This window comes from Rhodococcus sp. NPDC060176 (genome assembly GCF_042728675.1).
GTDB lineage: Bacteria > Actinomycetota > Actinomycetes > Mycobacteriales > Mycobacteriaceae > Rhodococcus_F.
Genome location: NZ_JBHWYS010000002.1, coordinates 670,855 through 688,815 on the forward strand (window position 1 = coordinate 670,855; position 17,961 = coordinate 688,815).

Genomic DNA, 17,961 nt, shown 5'->3' on the forward strand with positions numbered 1-17,961 from the left:
CCGCTCAGAGCGGCAACCGGTATCGACGTTCCACAGGCCGGACGCCGTCTGCCCGGGTCCAGTCGGCGAGCCTCTCGTCGACGTACTCCCAACCTCGACGCTCGTACAGCGCGATCGCCGGCAGAGCGTCATCCACGACGTCGAGCACCAGTCCCAATTTACTCTCGGCTGCAAAATCCGTCACGGCGTCGAGTAGCACACCGCTCAGTCCCTTCCCGCGTACACGGGGATGAACAAATAATCGCGACACGGCTGTCGACCCCGCGGTTACCGGCGCACCTCCGACCTCGCTGTCCACGGCGACATGACCGACAACACGGCCGTCACTCTCACCGACCCACGCCTTCACCAGTGTGGGCGAACTGAGCCAGCGGTGCGGGTTCAGCGGCCATGTGCTCGGATATCCGTCGCACTCGTGGACCCGCGCCAGCACATCGACGCAACCGTCGAGGTCGCCGTCGACACGCTCGCGAACGATCATCCGCGCAGCGTCGCCGGCCGCACGACCATCACCGAGCTGGCGCGTCGACCCTTCTCCTGCAGGAGCGCAATCGTGTGACCGGTGGGATCGATGGCCGCACAGATCCCCTTGATCCCGATCGGCTCGAGCCAGCGCCCCTGGCTGATCGCCTCGGCTTCTTCTGCGGTGATCTGCCGATGCGGAAAGGCCGTCTGCGCGGCCTGATCGATGTCGAGACTCACACCCGGCTGCTGCGCCAGATCTTCGAGCGTGCGCGCATGTTCGAGAGTGAACGGCCCGACGCGGGTGCGGCGCAGTGCCGTCAAATGACCGCCGACGCCCAACTCACGACCGAGATCCCGTGCGAGCGAGCGGATGTACGTACCGGACGAGCACTCCACGTCGACATCCAGATCGACGAATCCACCCGGGACATCTCGCCGAGCCAGAACCTCGAAAGTCGACACCGTCACCGGGCGAGGCGCGAGCTCGACGGTTTCTCCGGCTCGCACCAGTGCGTGTGCGCGCTGACCGTCGACCTTGATAGCGCTCACGCTCGCCGGGATCTGCTTGATGTCTCCGGTCAGCGTGGCCACGATCGCCGCGATCTCCGCGTCCGTCACCTGCGAAGCGTCTGCGGAAGTCAGGACCTCCCCCTCGGCGTCGTCCGTGTCCGTCGATGCCCCGAGACGAATAGTCGCCGAATACGCCTTGGTGGTCAGCGCCAGGAGTCCGAGCAACTTGGTCGCACGCTCCACGCCGAGAACAAGGACGCCGGTCGCCATGGGATCCAGCGTCCCGGCGTGTCCCACCTTCCGGGTGTTCAACAACTTGCGGCACCGAGCGACCACGTCGTGGCTGGTGATACCCGCCTCTTTGTCGACGATCAGGATTCCGGCGCCGACAAGACCGGAGGAAGGCTTTTCACGAGCTGACACGTGTGCCGATTCTGCCAGTCGCGCTCACTGCACCGAAATTGCCGTCAGGATCAGCCCGTCCGACACCAACCACCTGCCGTCGAAAGAGGTGAGAGGCGGACCGGACGTCGCCTCACCGGGGACGAGCAGACGTGACGTGAAAGTTCCGGAAGTCTCCGAATCCGCCTCGAACGTGATGTGGGCGTCCTCGAACCCCAGCCAACGCCCGGTGAGCGGAAACCACGCTTTGTACGTGGCTTCCTTCGCGCAGAAGAGCACTCGATCCCAATGCACCGGACCGCCGGTCTCCTGGGCACCCAGCCACGTTCGTTCCGCCTCGATGCTGACCGCGGGCAAAACCCCGTCCGGCAGCGGGCCGTGCGGTTCGGCGTCTATCCCGAGTGAGCGGACCTGCATGGAGTACGCCAGGACAGCGCCGCGGTAACCGTCGCAATGGGCGAGGCTCCCGACCACTCCTTGCGGCCACAGCGGGGCCCCACGCTCGCCGCGCATGACGGCTGCAGACGGAACACCGAGCTTGCCCATCGCCTGACGCGCAAGGTGCCGAGTAGTCACGAACTCGCGACGACGCTTCTCGACGGCGCGGCCGATCAACGCCTCCTCGCTGGGATGCGGTACCAGACCGGGCGGATCGACGAAGGCCTCAGCCGTCGCGACCCCACCGGGAAGAATCTGTTCGATCACGTAGCGATACCTCTCAGCGTCCGGCGCGCATGCGCTCGACTTCGGCTTCCTGCTCGGGCGTGACCTTGAAGTGGCCACCCCACTTGTTGAGCGTTCCCGGCGGGTACTCCGGCACGGGAAGAATCTGACGCAACAGCTTCTCCGGCAGACCGCGCCGACGCCATTCGCGCGGGTATCCGAGTGAAACTTCCTCGAAGCGGACGCCGTCGTAGTACGTGGTTCGGGGAATGTGCAGGTGTCCGTACACCGAGCACACCGCGTTGTACTTCACGTGCCAGTCGGCCGTCGCAGTGGTTCCGCACCACAATGCGAACTCCGGATACATGAGCACGTCCGTCGGCTGCCGGACCATCGGGAAATGGTTTACGAGAACGGTTCTTGTGCCTTCGGGGAGCGCGTCCAAGCGTGCCTGGGTGTATTCGATTCTCGCCCGGCACCACGCGTCGCGCGTTGCATACGGCTGCGGTGAGAGCAGGAACTCGTCGGTGGCGACGACGTTCTTGTCCCGCGCGATCTCGAGCCCGTGTTCCTTGTCCCGCGCACCTGCGGGCAGGAACGAGTAGTCGTAGAGAAGGAACATCGGGACAACCGTGACCGGCCCCTCGTCGCCCTCCCAGACCGGGAACGGGTCCTCGGGCGTGATGACGTCGAGTTCGCGGCACATGTTGACCAGGTATTCGTACCGCGGCGCTCCGTGAATCTGAACCGGATCCTTGGCGGTCGTCCACAGCTCGTGGTTGCCCGGAATCCAGATGACCTTTGCGAATCGGCTGCGAAGGAGCCTCAACGCCCACCGGATGTCGTCCGTCTTCTCCGAGACGTCACCGGCGAGGATGAGCCAGTCGTCAGGCGAATCCGGAAACAGTTCTTCCGTCATCGGCTTGTTGCCGTTGTGACCGACATGAATGTCGCTCACCGCCATCAACTTTGCTGCCACGATCCCTCTGCTTCCTCAGTTGAACTTCCGCGCATCGCCGTCGCCGGACCTGTCACGGCCCACTTGCCGGAAAACGCTCGCCACGACACCGCGACCATCCGAAGTACTACGAACACGGTAAGCCCTGCCCAAATTCCGGCCAGCCCCCAGTCGTAGGCGAGGGAGAGCCAGATCGCCGGCAGAAACCCGAGAACTGCGCAGAGCATGGTCGCGTTGCGCAGAAACACCACGTCGCCGGCACCGAGTAGAACACCGTCGAGTGCAAACACGATTCCCGCTACCGGCATGATCGCGACGAAGAACCACCACGCGATCGACATCTGACCGAGCACCTCGGCGTCGGATGTGAAGAGTCCGGGGATCACGGAGTGGCCGGCGGCAAAGAAGATCGCGAGCACCACGGCAAATACCGTCGACCATGCGGTGATCCGCCAGGTCATTTTCTTCGCCGCGGCTGCGAATCCGCCGCCGAGTGCAGCCCCGATGAGCGTCTGAGCGGCGATGGCCAGTGAATCGAGAAGGAGCGAAACCAGGTTCCACAGTTGGAGGACAACTTGGTGTGCACCCACGACGGCAGCACCGAACCTCGACGCCACCGCGGCCGCAGAGACGAAACACGCTTGGAATGCGAGGCTGCGCAGAATCAGGTCACGGCCCATCAGCATCTGCGCCCGCATGATCGCAAAATGCGGTCGGGCGGAGACCGGTTCACGAAAGAGCGCCCAGGCGAACAGGACACCCGAAACGCTCTGGCCAACCAGATTCGCGACAGCCGACCCTTCGAGTTCCATACGCGGAGCACCGAGCAAACCGTGAACGAGAATCGGGCACAAGACCGCCGAAATACCCAGGCCGACAAGGACGAACCGCAGCGGTCGCACCGTGTTCTGAACCCCGCGCATCCACCCGTTGCCGGCCAGGGCTACCAGGATCAGAGGTACACCCAATACTGCTATCCGAAGCCAACTTTCCGCAGCCGCGGCGATGTCAGGAGTCCCGGCCACCGCCGAAGTCAACGGGCCGGCGATCACCTGCACGATCACTACCAAGGCCAAGCCGATCGCGGCCGCCAGCCAGGTCGCCTGAACGCCCTCGCCCACCGCGTCGCGCTCGCGGCCCGCTCCGTGCAGCCGTGCCGCGCGCGCCGTCGTCCCGTACGACAAGAAGGTCAGCTGCGTACTCACCAACGACAGGATCAGACCACCGACCGCCAACCCGGCCAGCGGAAGCGCCCCGAGTCGGCCGACCACGGCGATGTCGAACAACAGATAGAGAGGTTCGGCCGCCAGCACCCCGAGCGCCGGAAAGGCGAGGGAAAAGATTCGTCGTCCAGTGACGTCGAAATCAGCTGCTGAAGATCCCGCCGAGGTGGCGTCGGATTCGCTCAATGCCGCGGATTCAGCCGAGTGCCGCGACGAGCGCGGCAACAATCTCGTCGCTGGAAGTGGTCGATGTATATCCGGCCGATAGCCGGTGCCCGCCACCACCAAGACTTTCAGCGACCGCCGACACGTCGATCGCCGACTTTGCCCGCAACGAGATCGACCAGCTTCCGGAAACCGACTCTTTGAGTACTGCGGCAACTTCGGCTTCCGAAGTGGTTCGCACGATATCGACGACACTCTCGATCTCCTCGGAACGAAGATTGCCGATGTCACTGCGTCGGATCACCGCGTACACCAGCCCACGGCCGTCCGCAGCTTCCGGGACCAGCACCGCGGACCCGAGTACCGAAGCCAGCATCGGCAACCACCCGAACGGATGGGTGTCGAGCAGCTTGCGCGCAATCGCGTCGCCGTCGATGCCGGTCGCCAGCAAACGCGCCGCGAGCACATGCGGAAGCGGACCACCCCACCGGAAGGAGCCGGTGTCGGTGACCAGTCCGGCATAGAGACAGTGCGCAAGATCGAGATCGATCGCAACTCCCCACGCATCGAAGAAGCGTGCGATGAGTGCCGTCGTCGAAGCCGCGGTTTCGTCGACGACGTTGATCGTTCCGAATTCGGAATTGGAGCGATGGTGATCGAGGACGATCGTGCGATTCGCGCCGGCGAGTCGACTCGCCAACTCACCGAGCCGGCCCTCGCTCCCGACATCCACGGTCACCAGAACATCGACGCTTTCACGAACATCGGCGGGCGCCACAAGCAAGTGAACACCTGGGAAATCACCCATCGACTCGGGCAGCGCCGACGGCCGACTGAACGCGACCTGCACCGAAACGCCCCGACGCTCGAGAACGAGGCCGAGTGCAAGTCCGCTACCGATCGTGTCCGCATCCGGCTGCACATGGCAGAGAATTGTCACCGTGTGTGCTGCTTCGAGAACCTCGGCCACCTGTGCGAACTTCGCCTCGCAGGGGTCGACGTCCGAAAGTGCGGTGATCGTCATTCTCGGTGCGCGTCAGTCGGCTTCACGAACATCTGGCGACGCCTCGTCTTCGTCTGCAGCTGCTCGCGGCTCCTTGTACGGATCTGCATCTCCGGCGGGCTGAGCGTTCTCGCGCGCCTTGGCGACCTCGTCGTCGGCGGCCTTGGCACGGGCCAGCAGTTCTTCCATATGACGCGCGGTGTCGGGAACAGTATCGGCGACAAACGTCAGAGTCGGTGTGAAGCGGACTCCGGTTCCGGCACCGACCTTCGAGCGCAGAACACCTTTGGCCTTCTCGAGACCTGCGGCTGCGGCTTCCACATCAGGCGCGGAATCGACCTTCTCGCCCATGACCGTGTAGTACACCGTCGCGTCGTGCAGATCGTTGGTGACCTTGGTGTCCGTGATGGTCACAAATGCGAGTCGCGGATCCTTGATCTCGTGATCGATCGCCGTCGCGACGATGGTTCCGATACGCTTTGCCAACTTGCGTGCCCGGGCTGGATCTACCATGACTGTCAGTCTCCTCTACCTGGCCACTCGAATCGAGGTGACTCGATCGATCAAAGTTCTGGTTAACAAGAATTATTACCGACAACAGTCTCGTCCATCGGCTACCCGGCAACCAAATCACCATACGCAGAGGTTCTCGACCACATTCACACCGCTGGCAAGGTCGTCGTCGATCTCCACGGCAACCCGGTGCATCGGGCGTGAGCATCGACACATCAGCCCCACCCTGATCGGATCGAGGAGAGTCCTGTGACCGATATCGATTCCGTAGTCGAGAACGAGACCACCGTCCCACTTCTCCCGTGCGCGGACGTGTCGAGCTACGGCAAGGTCCTCGCCAAGGGCGCGCCTCGAATCACGCGCTTCCGGCCGGGTCAGAGTCGGTTCACCGTCGTCGATCCCTCGGGCAATAACATCATCTTCATTCAGCGTGACGAACCCGAAGACCTCGAGTACGGCGGATCGAAGTCGTTGAAAGGGTTGGCAAGGGCCGTCGACAACGCCCGCATTCTTCGGGAATTCAAGAACGACGATCGCACTGCCGCTCGGGTTCTGGACGTCGGACTACGTCGATTCCCTGGCACCGACGCGGTGGATCTGGTGAAAGCGCTGACCGCTCGCGCCGAGATCGCCATTGCGCTGGGCGAAATCGAGATTGCGCGAAAAATACGCGATGCGGTGGACGCCGTCACACTGGGCCCCGGAGACGCCGAATCCCTTGCCGACGAACTCGATTCGGTACGCCGCCTGGAAACGTGGCTCACTGACACCGATCGGTGACGCTCAGTCTTCCGGGCCGAAGATACGCCTTCGCACTGCCAGCAACTGAATCTCCGGACGCTCGGCCACTGCCCGTTCACAATGATCGAGAACATCGTGCAGGTGATCGACGGACGAGCTGACCACACCGACGCCCACGAGCGCACGACGCAGGCGTCCCTGCTCCCCTGCCTCCGCTGCACTCACGCCGAATCGACGGAGTTCCGTCAGGATCGGCGACAGCATCGAACGCTTTTCCTTGAGTGAGTGGACATCGCCGAAAAGGATGTCGAACTCCAGTGCCCCTACAAACATTTTCCCCCTAGACAGAGCCGAATGGACTCTCCCGGACTTGAATGTTCAAGTCCGGGAGAGTCCATGTCAGCTAGTACTCACGTGCGTCCGCCCCAACGCCCGTGTCGACATAATCAGTCGCGCGGCTTCTCGCGAAGCTCGTAGCACTCGAGAACGTCACCGATCTTGATATCGGAATAGGTGACGGTCAAACCACATTCGTAGCCTTCGCGAACCTCGGTTGCGTCTTCCTTCTCCCGCTTGAGCGAGGAGATGGTGACCGTCTCGGCGACGACCTTGCTGTCGCGGATGAGACGTGCCTTGGCGTTGCGACGGATGCTGCCCGACGTGACCAAGCAACCGGCAATGTTGCCGATCTTGGACGAACGGAACATGGCGCGGATCTCTGCCTTGCCCAGCTCGACCTCTTCGTACACCGGCTTGAGCAGACCCTTGAGCGCCTTCTCGACCTCGTCGATGGCCTGGTAGATCACCGAGTAGTAGCGAATGTCGACGCCCTCGCGGTTCGCCAGCTCCGTTGCCTTGCCTTCGGCGCGGACATTGAAGCCGATGATGATCGCGTTGGACGCAGCAGCCAGGTTGACGTTGGTCTCCGTGATGCCACCGACACCGCGGTCGATGACGCGCAACTGCACCTCGTCGTCGATCGGAATTCCGAGGAGAGCCTCTTCGAGGGCCTCCACGGTTCCCGAGTTGTCACCCTTGAGGATCAAGTTCAGCTGTGAATGTTCCTTCAGAGCTGCATCGAGATCGTCGAGGCTGATGCGCTTACGACTCTTCGCTGCAAGCGCGTTGCGCTTACGTGCGTTGCGACGGTCCGCGATCTGGCGAGCGATACGGTCCTCGTCGACCACGAGCAGGTTGTCACCTGCACCGGGGACCGACGTGAAGCCGATGACCTGGACCGGACGTGAAGGCAGTGCCTCGTGGACGTCCTGACCATGCTCGTCCACCATGCGGCGGACGCGGCCGTAAGCATCACCGGCAACGATCGAGTCGCCGACCCGCAGCGTTCCGCGCTGGATGAGCACGGTAGCGACGGGGCCGCGGCCACGGTCGAGGTGCGCCTCGATGGCAACACCCTGAGCGTCCATGTCCGGGTTGGCGCGCAGATCCAGGGAAGCGTCGGCCGTCAACAGCACTGCTTCGAGCAGTGCGTCGATGTTGAGGCCCTGCTTCGCCGAGATGTCGACGAACATGGTGTCTCCGCCGTATTCCTCGGCCACCAGTCCGTACTCGGTGAGCTGCTGCCGGATCTTGTCCGGGTTCGCGCCTTCCTTGTCGATCTTGTTCACCGCGACCACGATCGGCACGTCGGCCGCCTGGGCGTGGTTGATCGCTTCCACCGTCTGCGGCATGACGCCGTCGTCGGCTGCGACGACAAGGATCGCGAGGTCGGTGGCCTTGGCACCACGAGCACGCATGGCCGTGAAGGCCTCGTGACCCGGGGTGTCGATGAACGTCACGAGACGCTCGTTGCCCTCGAGCTCGGTCAGCACCTGGTAGGCGCCGATGTGCTGCGTGATGCCGCCGGCTTCGCCCTCACGGACATTCGCCTTACGGATCACGTCGAGCAGACGGGTCTTACCGTGGTCGACGTGGCCCATGACGGTGACCACAGGCGGACGGGACTCGAGGTCCTCTTCTCCGCCGGCGTCCTCACCGTAGGTGAGGTCGAAGCTGTCGAGCAGCTCGCGATCCTCGTCCTCCGGGCTGACGACCTGCACGACGTAGTTCATTTCGCCGCCGAGCAGCTCCAGCGTCTCGTCGTTGACCGACTGAGTTGCCGTAACCATCTCACCGAGGTTGAACAACGCCTGCACGAGTGCTGCGGGGTTCGCATCGATCTTGTCCGCGAAGTCCGACAGCGATGCGCCGCGAGCGAGACGGATGGTCTCACCGTTGCCGCGTGGCAGCCTGACGCCGCCGACGGCGGGAGCCTGCATGCTTTCGTACTCGGCGCGCTTCGCCCGCTTCGACTTACGTCCACGGCGAACTGCTCCGCCGGGACGACCGAATGCACCTGCCGCTGCGCCGCGCTGACCGGGACGGCCACCGCCGCCGGGACGACCGCGGAATCCACCGGCCGGAGCTGCTCCACCGGGAGCGCCTGCACCGGCACCGGCGCCGGGAGCGCCGCCACCGCGGTATCCACCGCCGCCGCCACCCGGACGACCACCGGGAGCGCCACCGGGACGACCCGGACGTCCGCCGCCACCGGGCGCGGGACGAGCGGAACGAGCAGGCATTGCACCCGGGTTCGGGCGAGGAGGCATGGAGCCGGGGCTGGGACGGGGTCCGCCCTGACCTGCAGGCGGACGAGGTCCACCCTGGCCGGGAGCCGGACGGGGACCACCCTGGCCGGGAGCCGGACGAGGTCCACCCTGACCGGGAGCCGGACGAGGACCGCCCTGACCCGGAGCCGGACGAGAACCGCCCTGGCCTGCACCCGGACGCGGTGCGCCGGGAGCCGGACGAGGAGCCGGACGCTCGGCAGGAGCCGAGGAGTACGGGTTGTTACCGACGCGAGGTGCCTTCGGTCCCGGACGCGGTCCGCCAGGCTTTGCGCCGGTGGACGGTGCGGCCGGAGCCGCGGGGGCTGCCGGTGCCGACGCTGCGGGAGCAGCCGGAGCCGGGCGTGCCGGCTGCGCTGGTTTCGGAGCGTTGAACGTCGGGGTGGGGACCGGCACCGACGGTGCTGCCGGAGCAGCGGCTGCGGGAGCCGCGGGGGCTGCCGGTGCCGGTGCTGCGGGAGCGGCCGGTGCGGGTGCGGCCGGCTTGGGGCCGGGACGCGGGGCGCCGGGCTTTGCAGCTGACGGCGACGGTGCACCGGGCTTTGCCGCGGGGCGGGCCGGAGCGGATGCGCCGGTCTCGGTCTTGGTTTCTGCTCCGCCGGCCGACGGGAATGACTCCCGCAGACGACGGGCGACGGGCGCCTCCACTGTGGATGACGCAGACTTCACGAACTCGCCTTGCTCTTTGAGCGTTGCGAGTAGTTCCTTGCTGGTGACACCGAGTTCTTTAGCCAACTCGTGCACGCGGGCCTTGCCTGCCACTGCTCTCCTCACTGATGAGGTCGAGCAGGAGGCATCCCACAGATGTGGGTCCCGCACGACCTCGGGTTATCGCCGATGGACGTTCATCGTTGGTGCTTCACGGTGTGCTCATGAGTGCTTGTGCCTGTTCTTCTCGAGAGGTACTGCTTTTGTGTGAACTGCGTCGACCAGTTGGTCGACAGCGGACGTGTCCAGATTTCCGGACACTCGCAGTGCTCTGCTGAATGCTCGGCGCCGCTCTGCCAGGCTCAGACAACTCGGATCCAGGTGCAGCCATGCACCTCGACCGGGGAGTCTTCGCGATACGTCGGGGATCAGCGGGGAACCCTCCGGCCCCTGCTCACCAACCACGACCCTCAACAGATCGACAGCCGACCCTTGTTCCCTGCACCCCACACACGTTCTGACCGGCGAACCGGGTTTCACGCGCGCAGAATCCGAGGACTCACGTCGAACCATTGTCCACTCTACCGCCGAACCGTCTCGATCACTGCATTCCACCGTTATCCGTTGGACGTGGCGGGCCGCTCGGACGTATCTCCAGCGGGTGCCGCATCGCTGCGAATGTCGATACGCCAACCCGTCAACCGCGCAGCCAGGCGGGCATTTTGGCCCTCTTTTCCGATGGCCAGGGAAAGCTGGAAATCGGGCACGATGACACGGGCCGCACGAGCTTCGGGATCGACGACAGTGACGGAGACCACTTTCGACGGGGAAAGTGCGTTGCCGACAAAGGTCGCCGGATCTTCGTCGAAGTCGATGATATCGATCTTCTCGCCCGCGAGTTCACTCATGACGTTGCGGACGCGCTGACCCATCGGGCCGATGCACGCGCCCTTCGCGTTGAGTCCCTGCACGCGTGAGGCAACGGCGATCTTGGAACGGTGTCCCGCTTCACGCGCGACGTTGATGATCTCGACGCTGCCGTCCGCGATCTCCGGAACCTCGAGGGCGAACAATTTGCGTACCAGGTTCGGGTGGGTCCGCGACAGGGTGATCTGTGGGCCACGGGCGCCGCGAGCAACTCCGACGACGTAGCACTTGATGCGCTCACCGTGTTCGTAGTTCTCGCCGGGAACCTGTTCTGCCGGCGGCAGCAGCCCCTCTGCGCCATTGGATTCGCTGCCGATGCGAACGACGACCATTCCACGAGAGTTCGCTCGCGTGTCACGCTGGATGACACCGCCGACGATCTCACCCTCATGGGTGGAGAACTCACCGAAACTGCGCTCGTGCTCGGCGTCGCGCAGGCGCTGCAGGATGACCTGGCGTGCGGTTGTCGCCGCGATCCGCCCGAATCCTTCAGGAGTGTCGTCCCACTCCTCGCCGATCATGTTGCCGTCTGCATCGGTGTCGTGCGCCATCACTCGCACGGAACCGGTCTTGATGTTGACGTCGATCCGAGCGTTCTGCTTGTGCCCCTCGGTGTGGCGATACGCCGTCAGCAGCGCGGTCTGGATCGTGGCGATCACAGTTTCGATCGAGACACCCTTTTCGGCTTCGATCGCTCGCAACGCTGCAATGTCGATATTCACTTGTCGAACCCTTCTTCGTTTTCTACGTCTTCTAATTCTGCTTCGTCGTCTTCAGCGCCGTCGACACCGACATCAGTCGCATCCGAGGGGACTGCACGGCCCTCCGGGATGCCGCCCGCGAGTTCCAACTCCGCCTCACTGGGCTTGGAGAACTCCACCTGAACGACTGCCTTCTGCACGTCGGCCAGGGCAATCTCTCGCACGCTCAGTCCGCCGCGCCCACCGATGACAACCGCAACCGAATCGTCGTTCAACGTTCCGATACGGCCCACTACGGTCTCGCCGGCCAAATCGATGCGCGCTTTACGTCCCCGGGCTCGACGCCAGTGACGCTCGAGCGTCAGCGGACGATCGATTCCCGGCGAGGTCACCTCGAGGGTGTACGGCGTTTCACCGATTTCCTCGAGACTGTCGAAGAGTTCCGAAACGAGTCTGCTGACCTCTGCGGCGGCATCGAGTTCGATCCCGGCATCGCTGTCGACCATGATGCGCACCGCGCTGTGCTTGCCCGCATTGGTCACGACTACGTCTTCGACGTCGTAACCCTGGGCGTGCACGAGTTCGGAGATCAGCTCGATCACCCTCTCCCTGGATGGCACCGGCATCTCGCGAACTCCTCATTTCAGTTGTCGTCGATTGTCCGACTTGTGTCGACGGTCGACGTGGGCGGCTGCGAGCATGAAAAGACACCAGGTGCCACATGCTGCAAGCATCCAAGAGTACCGCTCATTGCGCGCCTCCGTGACCAGAGTGCCCGACGCACGTCACAGTTGAACACGACCCGCGGATTCGAACGATCGGCCGACCACCTGGCACGATGGACTGGTGCTGACGCCCATGACCACTACCCCACTCTCCCGGCGGAGTGCGATCAAGATGACGGGAACCGCAGCAGCGTTGGGCGCTGCAGCCTTCACCTTGTCCGCCTGCACCGACGACGGCACAGCGGAGGCGGCTGCAGAAGTCGACCAGCTGACGGCCCAGGCCGAGAGAGCTCGTTCGGACGCGGCCTCGGCAACCGCCGCGATCGCTCTTGCACCGGACAAGTCGGCCCCGCTGACGACGATCAGCGCCGAACGAACAGCGCATGCACTCGAACTCGACGCCGAGATCGCGCGGGCAGCGGGCGGCAGCGCTACGACCACTGCATCGCCGTCGACCTCGGCCGCGAACGCTCCTACGGGCGTCGACGCGCTGGGTACCTCGCTGGCCGATTCGGCGCGCAGTGCCGCAGACCTGGCGCGGACGATGTCCGGCTATCGCGCAGGCTTGCTCGGCTCGATCAGCGCGTCGTGTTCAACCCAGGTTGCGGTGTTGCTTCCGTGATCACCTCGCACACCCGTCGATCCGAGAGCTCTGCCTTGCTGACCGCCATCGAATCCGAGAATGCCGCGATCTTCGCTTACGGAGTAGTCGCCGCATTTTCGAACCCTGCCCGCGTCAACGAAGTTGCTACGCATACAGCTGCGCACCGCGCTCGACGCGATGCTCTGGTGGCACTCTCGACCGAAGCCGGCGAGACCCCGCCGACCGCCGCGGCGGCCTACGAGATTCCGTTCCCGGTGACCGATGCCGTTACCGCAGCACAACTGGCTGCGCAGATCGAAGCCGACACTGCCGTGACCTACCGGGCGTTTGTCGAACAAGTCGACACCGACCAACTCCGCACATTCGGAATCGACGGCCTCACCGATGCGGCAATCCGCGGTGCCGGTTGGCGTTCCGCGCTGGGAACCGCTCCGGCCACCTCAGCGTTTCCGGGGGACCCGACTTCGTAAACTGCTGTGCGCCTTTATTAACCCCCGGCGGTTAATAAAGGCGCACAGCAGTGCTCAGGCCTTTCGATGCGAGGGCACGAACCACGCCGCGACTACCGCGACCAACACGAAGCAACCGCCGACGCGCAGAGCGGGTGTCAGCGCATCGCCGTAGCCCAGCGGAGTGAGCGCACCGCCGGCGGCGAGGAAAACTGCGGTGAGAACTGCGATTCCCAGAGCAACACCGATCTCACGAAGCGTGGAATTCGTCGAACTGGCCGTTCCGTGATCAGGCTCGTCCATGTCGACGAGTACCGCCGTCGAGCTCGGCGCGAAGGTCAAGCCCATGCCGATGCCAGCCATCAGCAGCGCCGGAACCAGCGACGCGTACGTCACGTCCGGACCGATCAACGCGGCCAACCAGAACAGGGCTCCGGCCTGGAGCAACAGCCCGGTCAGCAGGAGCGAACGGAGCCCGACCTTCGGTGCCAGAAAACCGGCGAGAGGTGCGAAGATCATCGGCGCTGCCGTCCACGGAAGCGTCCGCAGGCCTGCTTGGAACGGGCTGTAACCCATCACGATCTGGAGATACTGCGACAGTAGGAACACCGCCCCGAAGATACCGATCGAGAAGGTCAAGCCGATGACGTTCGCCATCGAGAAGCTGCGTGAGCGGAACAGACGTAGGGGCATCACCGGATGCGACGCCTTCATCTCGCGAAGAACGAACAGCGCCAAGGCAACTGCGGAACCCACCAGCGACGCCACCACTCCGAAGGATCCCCAGCCCTCGTCGTTGCCGTGAACGATTCCCCATACCGCCAGAAACACGCCGAGCCCGGCGAGCGCGACACCGGGAAGATCGAGAGGCTGTGTGCGACCGGTCGATTCGCGCAACGCGTACAGCGCGAGAGGAACAGCGACGATCGCAACCGGCACGTTGATCCAGAAGATGCCCTGCCATGAGAACCCGTCGACTACTGCCCCACCGACAACCGGACCCATCGCGATTCCCAGTCCGGAGACTCCACCCCACACGCCGATTGCCATGGCGCGCTTGGCTTCCGGCACCGCTGCCACGAGGAGAGTGAGCGAGAGCGGCATGATCGCGGCAGCGCCGGCGCCCTGAAAAGCTCGGGCCGCGATCAGCAGGCTCGGTGTCGTCGACAACGCCGAAGCAATCGACGCCGCCGTGAACAGCCCGATCCCGAACACGAACATCTTGCGGCGCCCCCACCGATCGCCGAGCGTCGTCGCCGAAAGCATCAGCGTCGCAAAGCAGAGTGTGTACGCGTTCATGAACCACTGAAGTTGCCCGACGGACGCGTTCAGTTCCTTCTCGATCACCGGCAGCGCGCTCGTCATCACGAGGTTGTCGAGGGTGGCCATGAACATGGGCAGAGAAGCAGCAACCATCGCTATCGCGATCGAAACCTTACGTCCTCCACTGCTTTCCGACCCGGATGCGGCGTCCGATCCGGACTTCGTCAAAACGGTCATCGTGATTCCTCAAGTGAAGGTGCCTTAAGGCATCGAATGATTACTTAAGTCGAAACTAAGCTATCCGGTGATAACGTGTCAACATGTCGATCGGTGCAGCTGAACCACGTACCCGCAGGATGAGCGCACCGGAACGTCGCGCGCTCGTCCTTGCCGCGGCAACGCGAGCATTCGCAAAGGGCGGATACTCCGGAACCAGTACGGACGCCGTCGCCAAGGAAGCCGGTGTCTCGCAGCCCTACGTCGTGCGCATGTTCGGAACCAAGGCAGATCTGTTCCACGCGGTGTTCACGCGCGCGCTCGACGAAATCGTGCGCACGTTCAACGACAAATTGGATACGGTCACGATCGATCCGAGCAATCCGCAGTTCTGGGCCGAGCTCGGATCCGCCTACGGCGAACTGGTTCTCGACCGAGATCTACTACTTGTCATGTTGCACGGCTTCGCCACCAGCACCGATGACGTCGCCGCCGTATCCCGGAACGCCATGTCCGGCATCTACACCTTGCTGCGCGAGCGCACCGGCTGCACGCCCGAGCAAGCGCGTTTGTTCATCGCGAACGGGATGCTGATCAACAATCTGCTCGCAATGATGGCGCCCGAACACGCCGAAGAAGATCCGGCCCTCGGCGAGCTCTGGGGCAGCGTCTTCAGCGACTCGACTGCGATCACGCTCACCGGCGACGAATCCTCGAGCGAAACCGAAACCGACACCGATTCCTGACCGGTCACTGGGAAAAACTACACACATGTGACTGAGGACACCCTACAGTCGATCCGACATGTCTCCGGGAAACCCAGACGAAAAGGACCGACGTTGGATCTCGCACAACGCCTCGACGCGCTCGAACAGATCGAGGAAATCAAGAAGCTCAAGCACGGCTACTGGCGAGCTTGTGACGCCAAGGATCCAGTTCAGTTCCGCAACAGCTTCATCCGTTCCGGAGCGTCGATCGACTACGGCCGTCTCGGCGCGTTCGACGACGCGGGGCCGATGGCGGACATCTTCGAGAAGATCGCCCTCCGCAAGGTCGACGGCCGGTACGCGGTCCTCGACATGCATCACGGATTGCATCCCGATATCGCACTGACCTCGGAGACTTCCGCGGTAGGTCGATGGACCCTGCAGTTCCGCCAGGTCGACACCGTCGGACGCACCGAGAAGTTGATGACCGGGGAATACGACGACAAATACGTGATCGAGGACGGTGTGTGGAAAATGAGTCAATGCCACTTCACGGAGACGTGGTCGATCACCACTCCACTGTCCCCTGACGCTGACATCGCCGAGGGTTCGTTGGGTGGGCCGCGATGACGACGAACGGAAAAGTTGCGCTCGTAACCGGTGCCAGCCGAAGCGTCGGTAAGGGCATTGCCCTCGCCTTGGGAAGCGACGGCTGGACGGTGTACGTGACGGCACGAGGAACCGACGGCGCCGACGGCCCGCTCGATCGCACCGCAGCGGAGATCACCGAGCGCGGTGGTCACGGCATTGCCGTGCAGTGCGATCACAGCGACGATCAGCAGATCGTCGACCTGTTTGCCCGTATCGCAGACGAACAGTCCGGGCGCCTCGATCTCCTGGTCAACAACGTCTGGGCCAACCCGGCCGGCTATGCAGGCTTCGCTGATCCGTTCTGGAAGAGGCCGATCGACGATTGGGATTCGCTGATCGGGATCGGGCTACGCGCCCACTACGTTGCTTCGGTGGAAGCGGCCAAGTTGATGGTTCCCCGGGGCAGCGGAGTGATCGGCAACATCTCGTCATTCGGGACCCGCGGGTACCTGCACTCGGTGCTGTACGGCATGTCGAAGGCAGGCTTGGACAAGATGGCTGCGGACATGGCCGTCGAATTGAAGGGAACCGGCGTCACCGCGCTGTCCTTCTGGCTCGGATTGATCCGCAACGAACGCATGGAAGCGAGCGGAATCGAGAGCTTCGAAGGCTTCTCGCTGGCCGAGGCCGAAACCCCCGAATTCGTCGGTCAGGTCATCACCGCGTTGGCCAACGATCCAGAAGTGAACGCGCGCAGCGGTCACACTCTGATCACCGCGGAAACGGCTGTCGAATACGGGATCACCGACGCCAACGGGAAACAACCGGCGTCACATCGCAGTGCCTTCGGCGGCGGGCCGCTTTTCTGAGCCATCTGCAGCAGTAGGCGCGTCGCGTGCCGACACAGCACGCGGCGCTGCCACTCGGGCCTTCAAAGCAAGCCAGGCGCACACGATCACGACGACGCCACCGGCCATGATCGAGGGTGACAACGCCTCACCGAGTATCAGCGCCGACCACGCGATGCTGAGTACCGGTTGAACCAACTGTGTTTGGCTCACTGTGGAAATGGGACCGATCGCCAGGCCCCGGTACCAGGGGAAGAACCCGAGAAACATACTCACGCACCCCAGGTAGGCAAACGAAAGCCACGAGTTCGTATCGGCAGAGACCGGGGCCTGTGCCATGGACGCCACCGTCAACGCAATCGTTGCCGGCAGTCCAAGAATCAATGCCCAGGCAATCGTCTGCCACGACCCGATCTCGCGAGCCAGCAACGCACCTTCCGAATATGCCAGCGCTGCACAGACAACCGCGGCGAACAGAAGAAGGTCAGCGAGATGGAACGAGCCGAGTCCACCGTTTGCGACGGCCACGAACCCTACGACGGACACCGCACCGGCGGCGCTTGCCCACCAGAATCCCGGGCTGGGGCGCTCTTTTCCTCGAACGACGGCAAAAACCGCAGTAGCCGCGGGAAGTAGACCGATCACCACCGCCGCGTGACTTGCCGGCGATGTCTGCAACGCAAACGTGGTGAACAGTGAAAACCCCAGAACCGCGCCAACGGTCACGAGTGCGATGCGCAACCATTGCCGAAGCGTCGGAAGCGTCGCGCGAGTTACCGAAAGCATCACAATCGCAAGGACTCCGGCGACGACGGCGCGGCCCGCACCGACAAACAAGGGGTCGAGATCCGCGACGGCGACTCTCGTGAGCGGAACGGTGAACGAGAACGCCAGCACTCCGAGCAGGCCCCACCACAAACCGGATCGAGACGATGTCGTCGGTAGCAGTGCCTGCGGCGTGACGATAGCGCTACTCTTGGTACTCATGTTTTACGATAGCAGTAGCGTACCA

Annotated in this window: 20 protein-coding genes; 6 read left to right on the forward strand and 14 right to left on the reverse strand. The window is 63.7% G+C overall.

The features are described from left to right. Nucleotides 1–4 precede the first annotated feature (4 nt). Genes ACFWEM_RS11435 through rbfA form a run of 7 tightly spaced genes read right to left on the reverse strand, consistent with a single transcriptional unit; the run spans nucleotide 5 to nucleotide 5,902 of the window. Entirely contained in the window at nucleotides 5–481 is a 477-nt protein-coding gene (locus ACFWEM_RS11435; protein WP_378533588.1) for a GNAT family N-acetyltransferase, read from the reverse strand. Beyond that, the gene (truB, locus tag ACFWEM_RS11440) at nucleotides 478–1,398 is read right to left on the reverse strand and encodes a tRNA pseudouridine(55) synthase TruB (RefSeq protein WP_378533590.1); all 921 of its coding nucleotides are present in this window, start codon (nucleotides 1,396–1,398) and stop codon (nucleotides 478–480) included. Before truB ends, ACFWEM_RS11435 begins: the two co-directional genes overlap by 4 nt. A 24-nt stretch (nucleotides 1,399–1,422) precedes the next feature. Next, nucleotides 1,423–2,082 (reverse strand): 4'-phosphopantetheinyl transferase, encoded by a 660-nt coding sequence (locus tag ACFWEM_RS11445; protein WP_378533592.1) that lies wholly within the window; start codon nucleotides 2,080–2,082, stop codon nucleotides 1,423–1,425. A gap of 13 nt (nucleotides 2,083–2,095) precedes the next feature. Continuing rightward, a complete protein-coding gene (locus ACFWEM_RS11450) occupies nucleotides 2,096–3,019 on the reverse strand; it encodes a metallophosphoesterase family protein (protein WP_378533594.1) in 924 nt (307 codons plus the stop codon). Beyond that, entirely contained in the window at nucleotides 3,004–4,407 is a 1,404-nt protein-coding gene (locus tag ACFWEM_RS11455; protein WP_378533596.1) for an MATE family efflux transporter, read from the reverse strand. The genes ACFWEM_RS11450 and ACFWEM_RS11455 overlap by 16 nt, the downstream gene beginning before the upstream one ends. A gap of 10 nt (nucleotides 4,408–4,417) precedes the next feature. Further along, nucleotides 4,418–5,410 carry a bifunctional oligoribonuclease/PAP phosphatase NrnA gene (locus ACFWEM_RS11460; RefSeq protein WP_378533598.1) on the reverse strand — a complete coding sequence of 331 codons (993 nt, stop codon included), beginning with the start codon at nucleotides 5,408–5,410 and terminating at the stop codon, nucleotides 4,418–4,420. 12 nt (nucleotides 5,411–5,422) lie between these two features. Beyond that, nucleotides 5,423–5,902 carry a 30S ribosome-binding factor RbfA gene (gene rbfA / locus ACFWEM_RS11465; RefSeq protein ID WP_230813034.1) on the reverse strand — a complete coding sequence of 160 codons (480 nt, stop codon included), beginning with the start codon at nucleotides 5,900–5,902 and terminating at the stop codon, nucleotides 5,423–5,425. A 249-nt stretch (nucleotides 5,903–6,151) separates the two neighbouring features. Here rbfA and ACFWEM_RS11470 point away from each other — a divergent pair, with 249 nt between their 5' ends. Next, the gene (locus tag ACFWEM_RS11470) at nucleotides 6,152–6,682 is read left to right on the forward strand and encodes a hypothetical protein (RefSeq protein WP_378533600.1); all 531 of its coding nucleotides are present in this window, start codon (nucleotides 6,152–6,154) and stop codon (nucleotides 6,680–6,682) included. A 3-nt stretch (nucleotides 6,683–6,685) separates the two neighbouring features. Here the strand turns inward: ACFWEM_RS11470 and ACFWEM_RS11475 are convergent, their stop codons facing one another. The 5 genes from ACFWEM_RS11475 to rimP form a co-directional block, all read right to left on the reverse strand. Beyond that, nucleotides 6,686–6,976, reverse strand: a complete 291-nt coding sequence (locus tag ACFWEM_RS11475) for a DUF503 domain-containing protein (RefSeq protein ID WP_003942205.1) — start codon at nucleotides 6,974–6,976, stop codon at nucleotides 6,686–6,688. A 113-nt stretch (nucleotides 6,977–7,089) separates the two neighbouring features. Continuing rightward, on the reverse strand, nucleotides 7,090–10,032 hold the full coding sequence (gene infB, locus ACFWEM_RS11480) for a translation initiation factor IF-2 (protein ID WP_378533602.1): 2,943 nt from the start codon (nucleotides 10,030–10,032) through the stop codon (nucleotides 7,090–7,092). Between the two features lie 108 nt (nucleotides 10,033–10,140). Further along, complete coding sequence (locus ACFWEM_RS11485) at nucleotides 10,141–10,491, reverse strand: YlxR family protein (protein WP_095970750.1); 351 nt, start codon at nucleotides 10,489–10,491, stop codon at nucleotides 10,141–10,143. Nucleotides 10,492–10,535: 44 nt separating this feature from the next. Continuing rightward, complete coding sequence (gene nusA / locus ACFWEM_RS11490; RefSeq protein ID WP_378533604.1) at nucleotides 10,536–11,567, reverse strand: transcription termination factor NusA; 1,032 nt, start codon at nucleotides 11,565–11,567, stop codon at nucleotides 10,536–10,538. Continuing rightward, complete coding sequence (gene rimP, locus ACFWEM_RS11495) at nucleotides 11,564–12,172, reverse strand: ribosome maturation factor RimP (RefSeq protein ID WP_378533606.1); 609 nt, start codon at nucleotides 12,170–12,172, stop codon at nucleotides 11,564–11,566. The genes nusA and rimP overlap by 4 nt, the downstream gene beginning before the upstream one ends. Before the next feature lie 271 nt (nucleotides 12,173–12,443). On the opposite strand from rimP, the gene ACFWEM_RS11500 reads away from it, so the two are divergent. Next, nucleotides 12,444–12,893, forward strand: a complete 450-nt coding sequence (locus tag ACFWEM_RS11500) for a hypothetical protein (protein WP_378534540.1) — start codon at nucleotides 12,444–12,446, stop codon at nucleotides 12,891–12,893. Beyond that, nucleotides 12,890–13,345 carry a ferritin-like domain-containing protein gene (locus tag ACFWEM_RS11505; protein WP_378533608.1) on the forward strand — a complete coding sequence of 152 codons (456 nt, stop codon included), beginning with the start codon at nucleotides 12,890–12,892 and terminating at the stop codon, nucleotides 13,343–13,345. Before ACFWEM_RS11500 ends, ACFWEM_RS11505 begins: the two co-directional genes overlap by 4 nt. 54 nt (nucleotides 13,346–13,399) lie before the next feature. On the opposite strand, the gene ACFWEM_RS11510 is transcribed toward ACFWEM_RS11505, so the two are convergent. Beyond that, a complete protein-coding gene (locus tag ACFWEM_RS11510) occupies nucleotides 13,400–14,824 on the reverse strand; it encodes an MFS transporter (protein WP_378533610.1) in 1,425 nt (474 codons plus the stop codon). Nucleotides 14,825–14,907: 83 nt separating this feature from the next. Here ACFWEM_RS11510 and ACFWEM_RS11515 point away from each other — a divergent pair, with 83 nt between their 5' ends. The 3 genes from ACFWEM_RS11515 (at nucleotide 14,908) to ACFWEM_RS11525 (ending at nucleotide 16,970) form a co-directional block, all read left to right on the forward strand. Further along, nucleotides 14,908–15,549 carry a TetR/AcrR family transcriptional regulator gene (locus ACFWEM_RS11515; RefSeq protein WP_378533612.1) on the forward strand — a complete coding sequence of 214 codons (642 nt, stop codon included), beginning with the start codon at nucleotides 14,908–14,910 and terminating at the stop codon, nucleotides 15,547–15,549. Between the two features lie 93 nt (nucleotides 15,550–15,642). Further along, nucleotides 15,643–16,140 (forward strand): nuclear transport factor 2 family protein, encoded by a 498-nt coding sequence (locus ACFWEM_RS11520; RefSeq protein WP_019748058.1) that lies wholly within the window; start codon nucleotides 15,643–15,645, stop codon nucleotides 16,138–16,140. Further along, entirely contained in the window at nucleotides 16,137–16,970 is an 834-nt protein-coding gene (locus ACFWEM_RS11525; RefSeq protein WP_378533614.1) for an SDR family NAD(P)-dependent oxidoreductase, read from the forward strand. Before ACFWEM_RS11520 ends, ACFWEM_RS11525 begins: the two co-directional genes overlap by 4 nt. Here ACFWEM_RS11525 and ACFWEM_RS11530 read toward each other — a convergent pair. Next, nucleotides 16,932–17,936, reverse strand: a complete 1,005-nt coding sequence (locus ACFWEM_RS11530; protein ID WP_378533616.1) for a DMT family transporter — start codon at nucleotides 17,934–17,936, stop codon at nucleotides 16,932–16,934. The genes ACFWEM_RS11525 and ACFWEM_RS11530 overlap by 39 nt on opposite strands. Nucleotides 17,937–17,961: the final 25 nt, after the last annotated feature.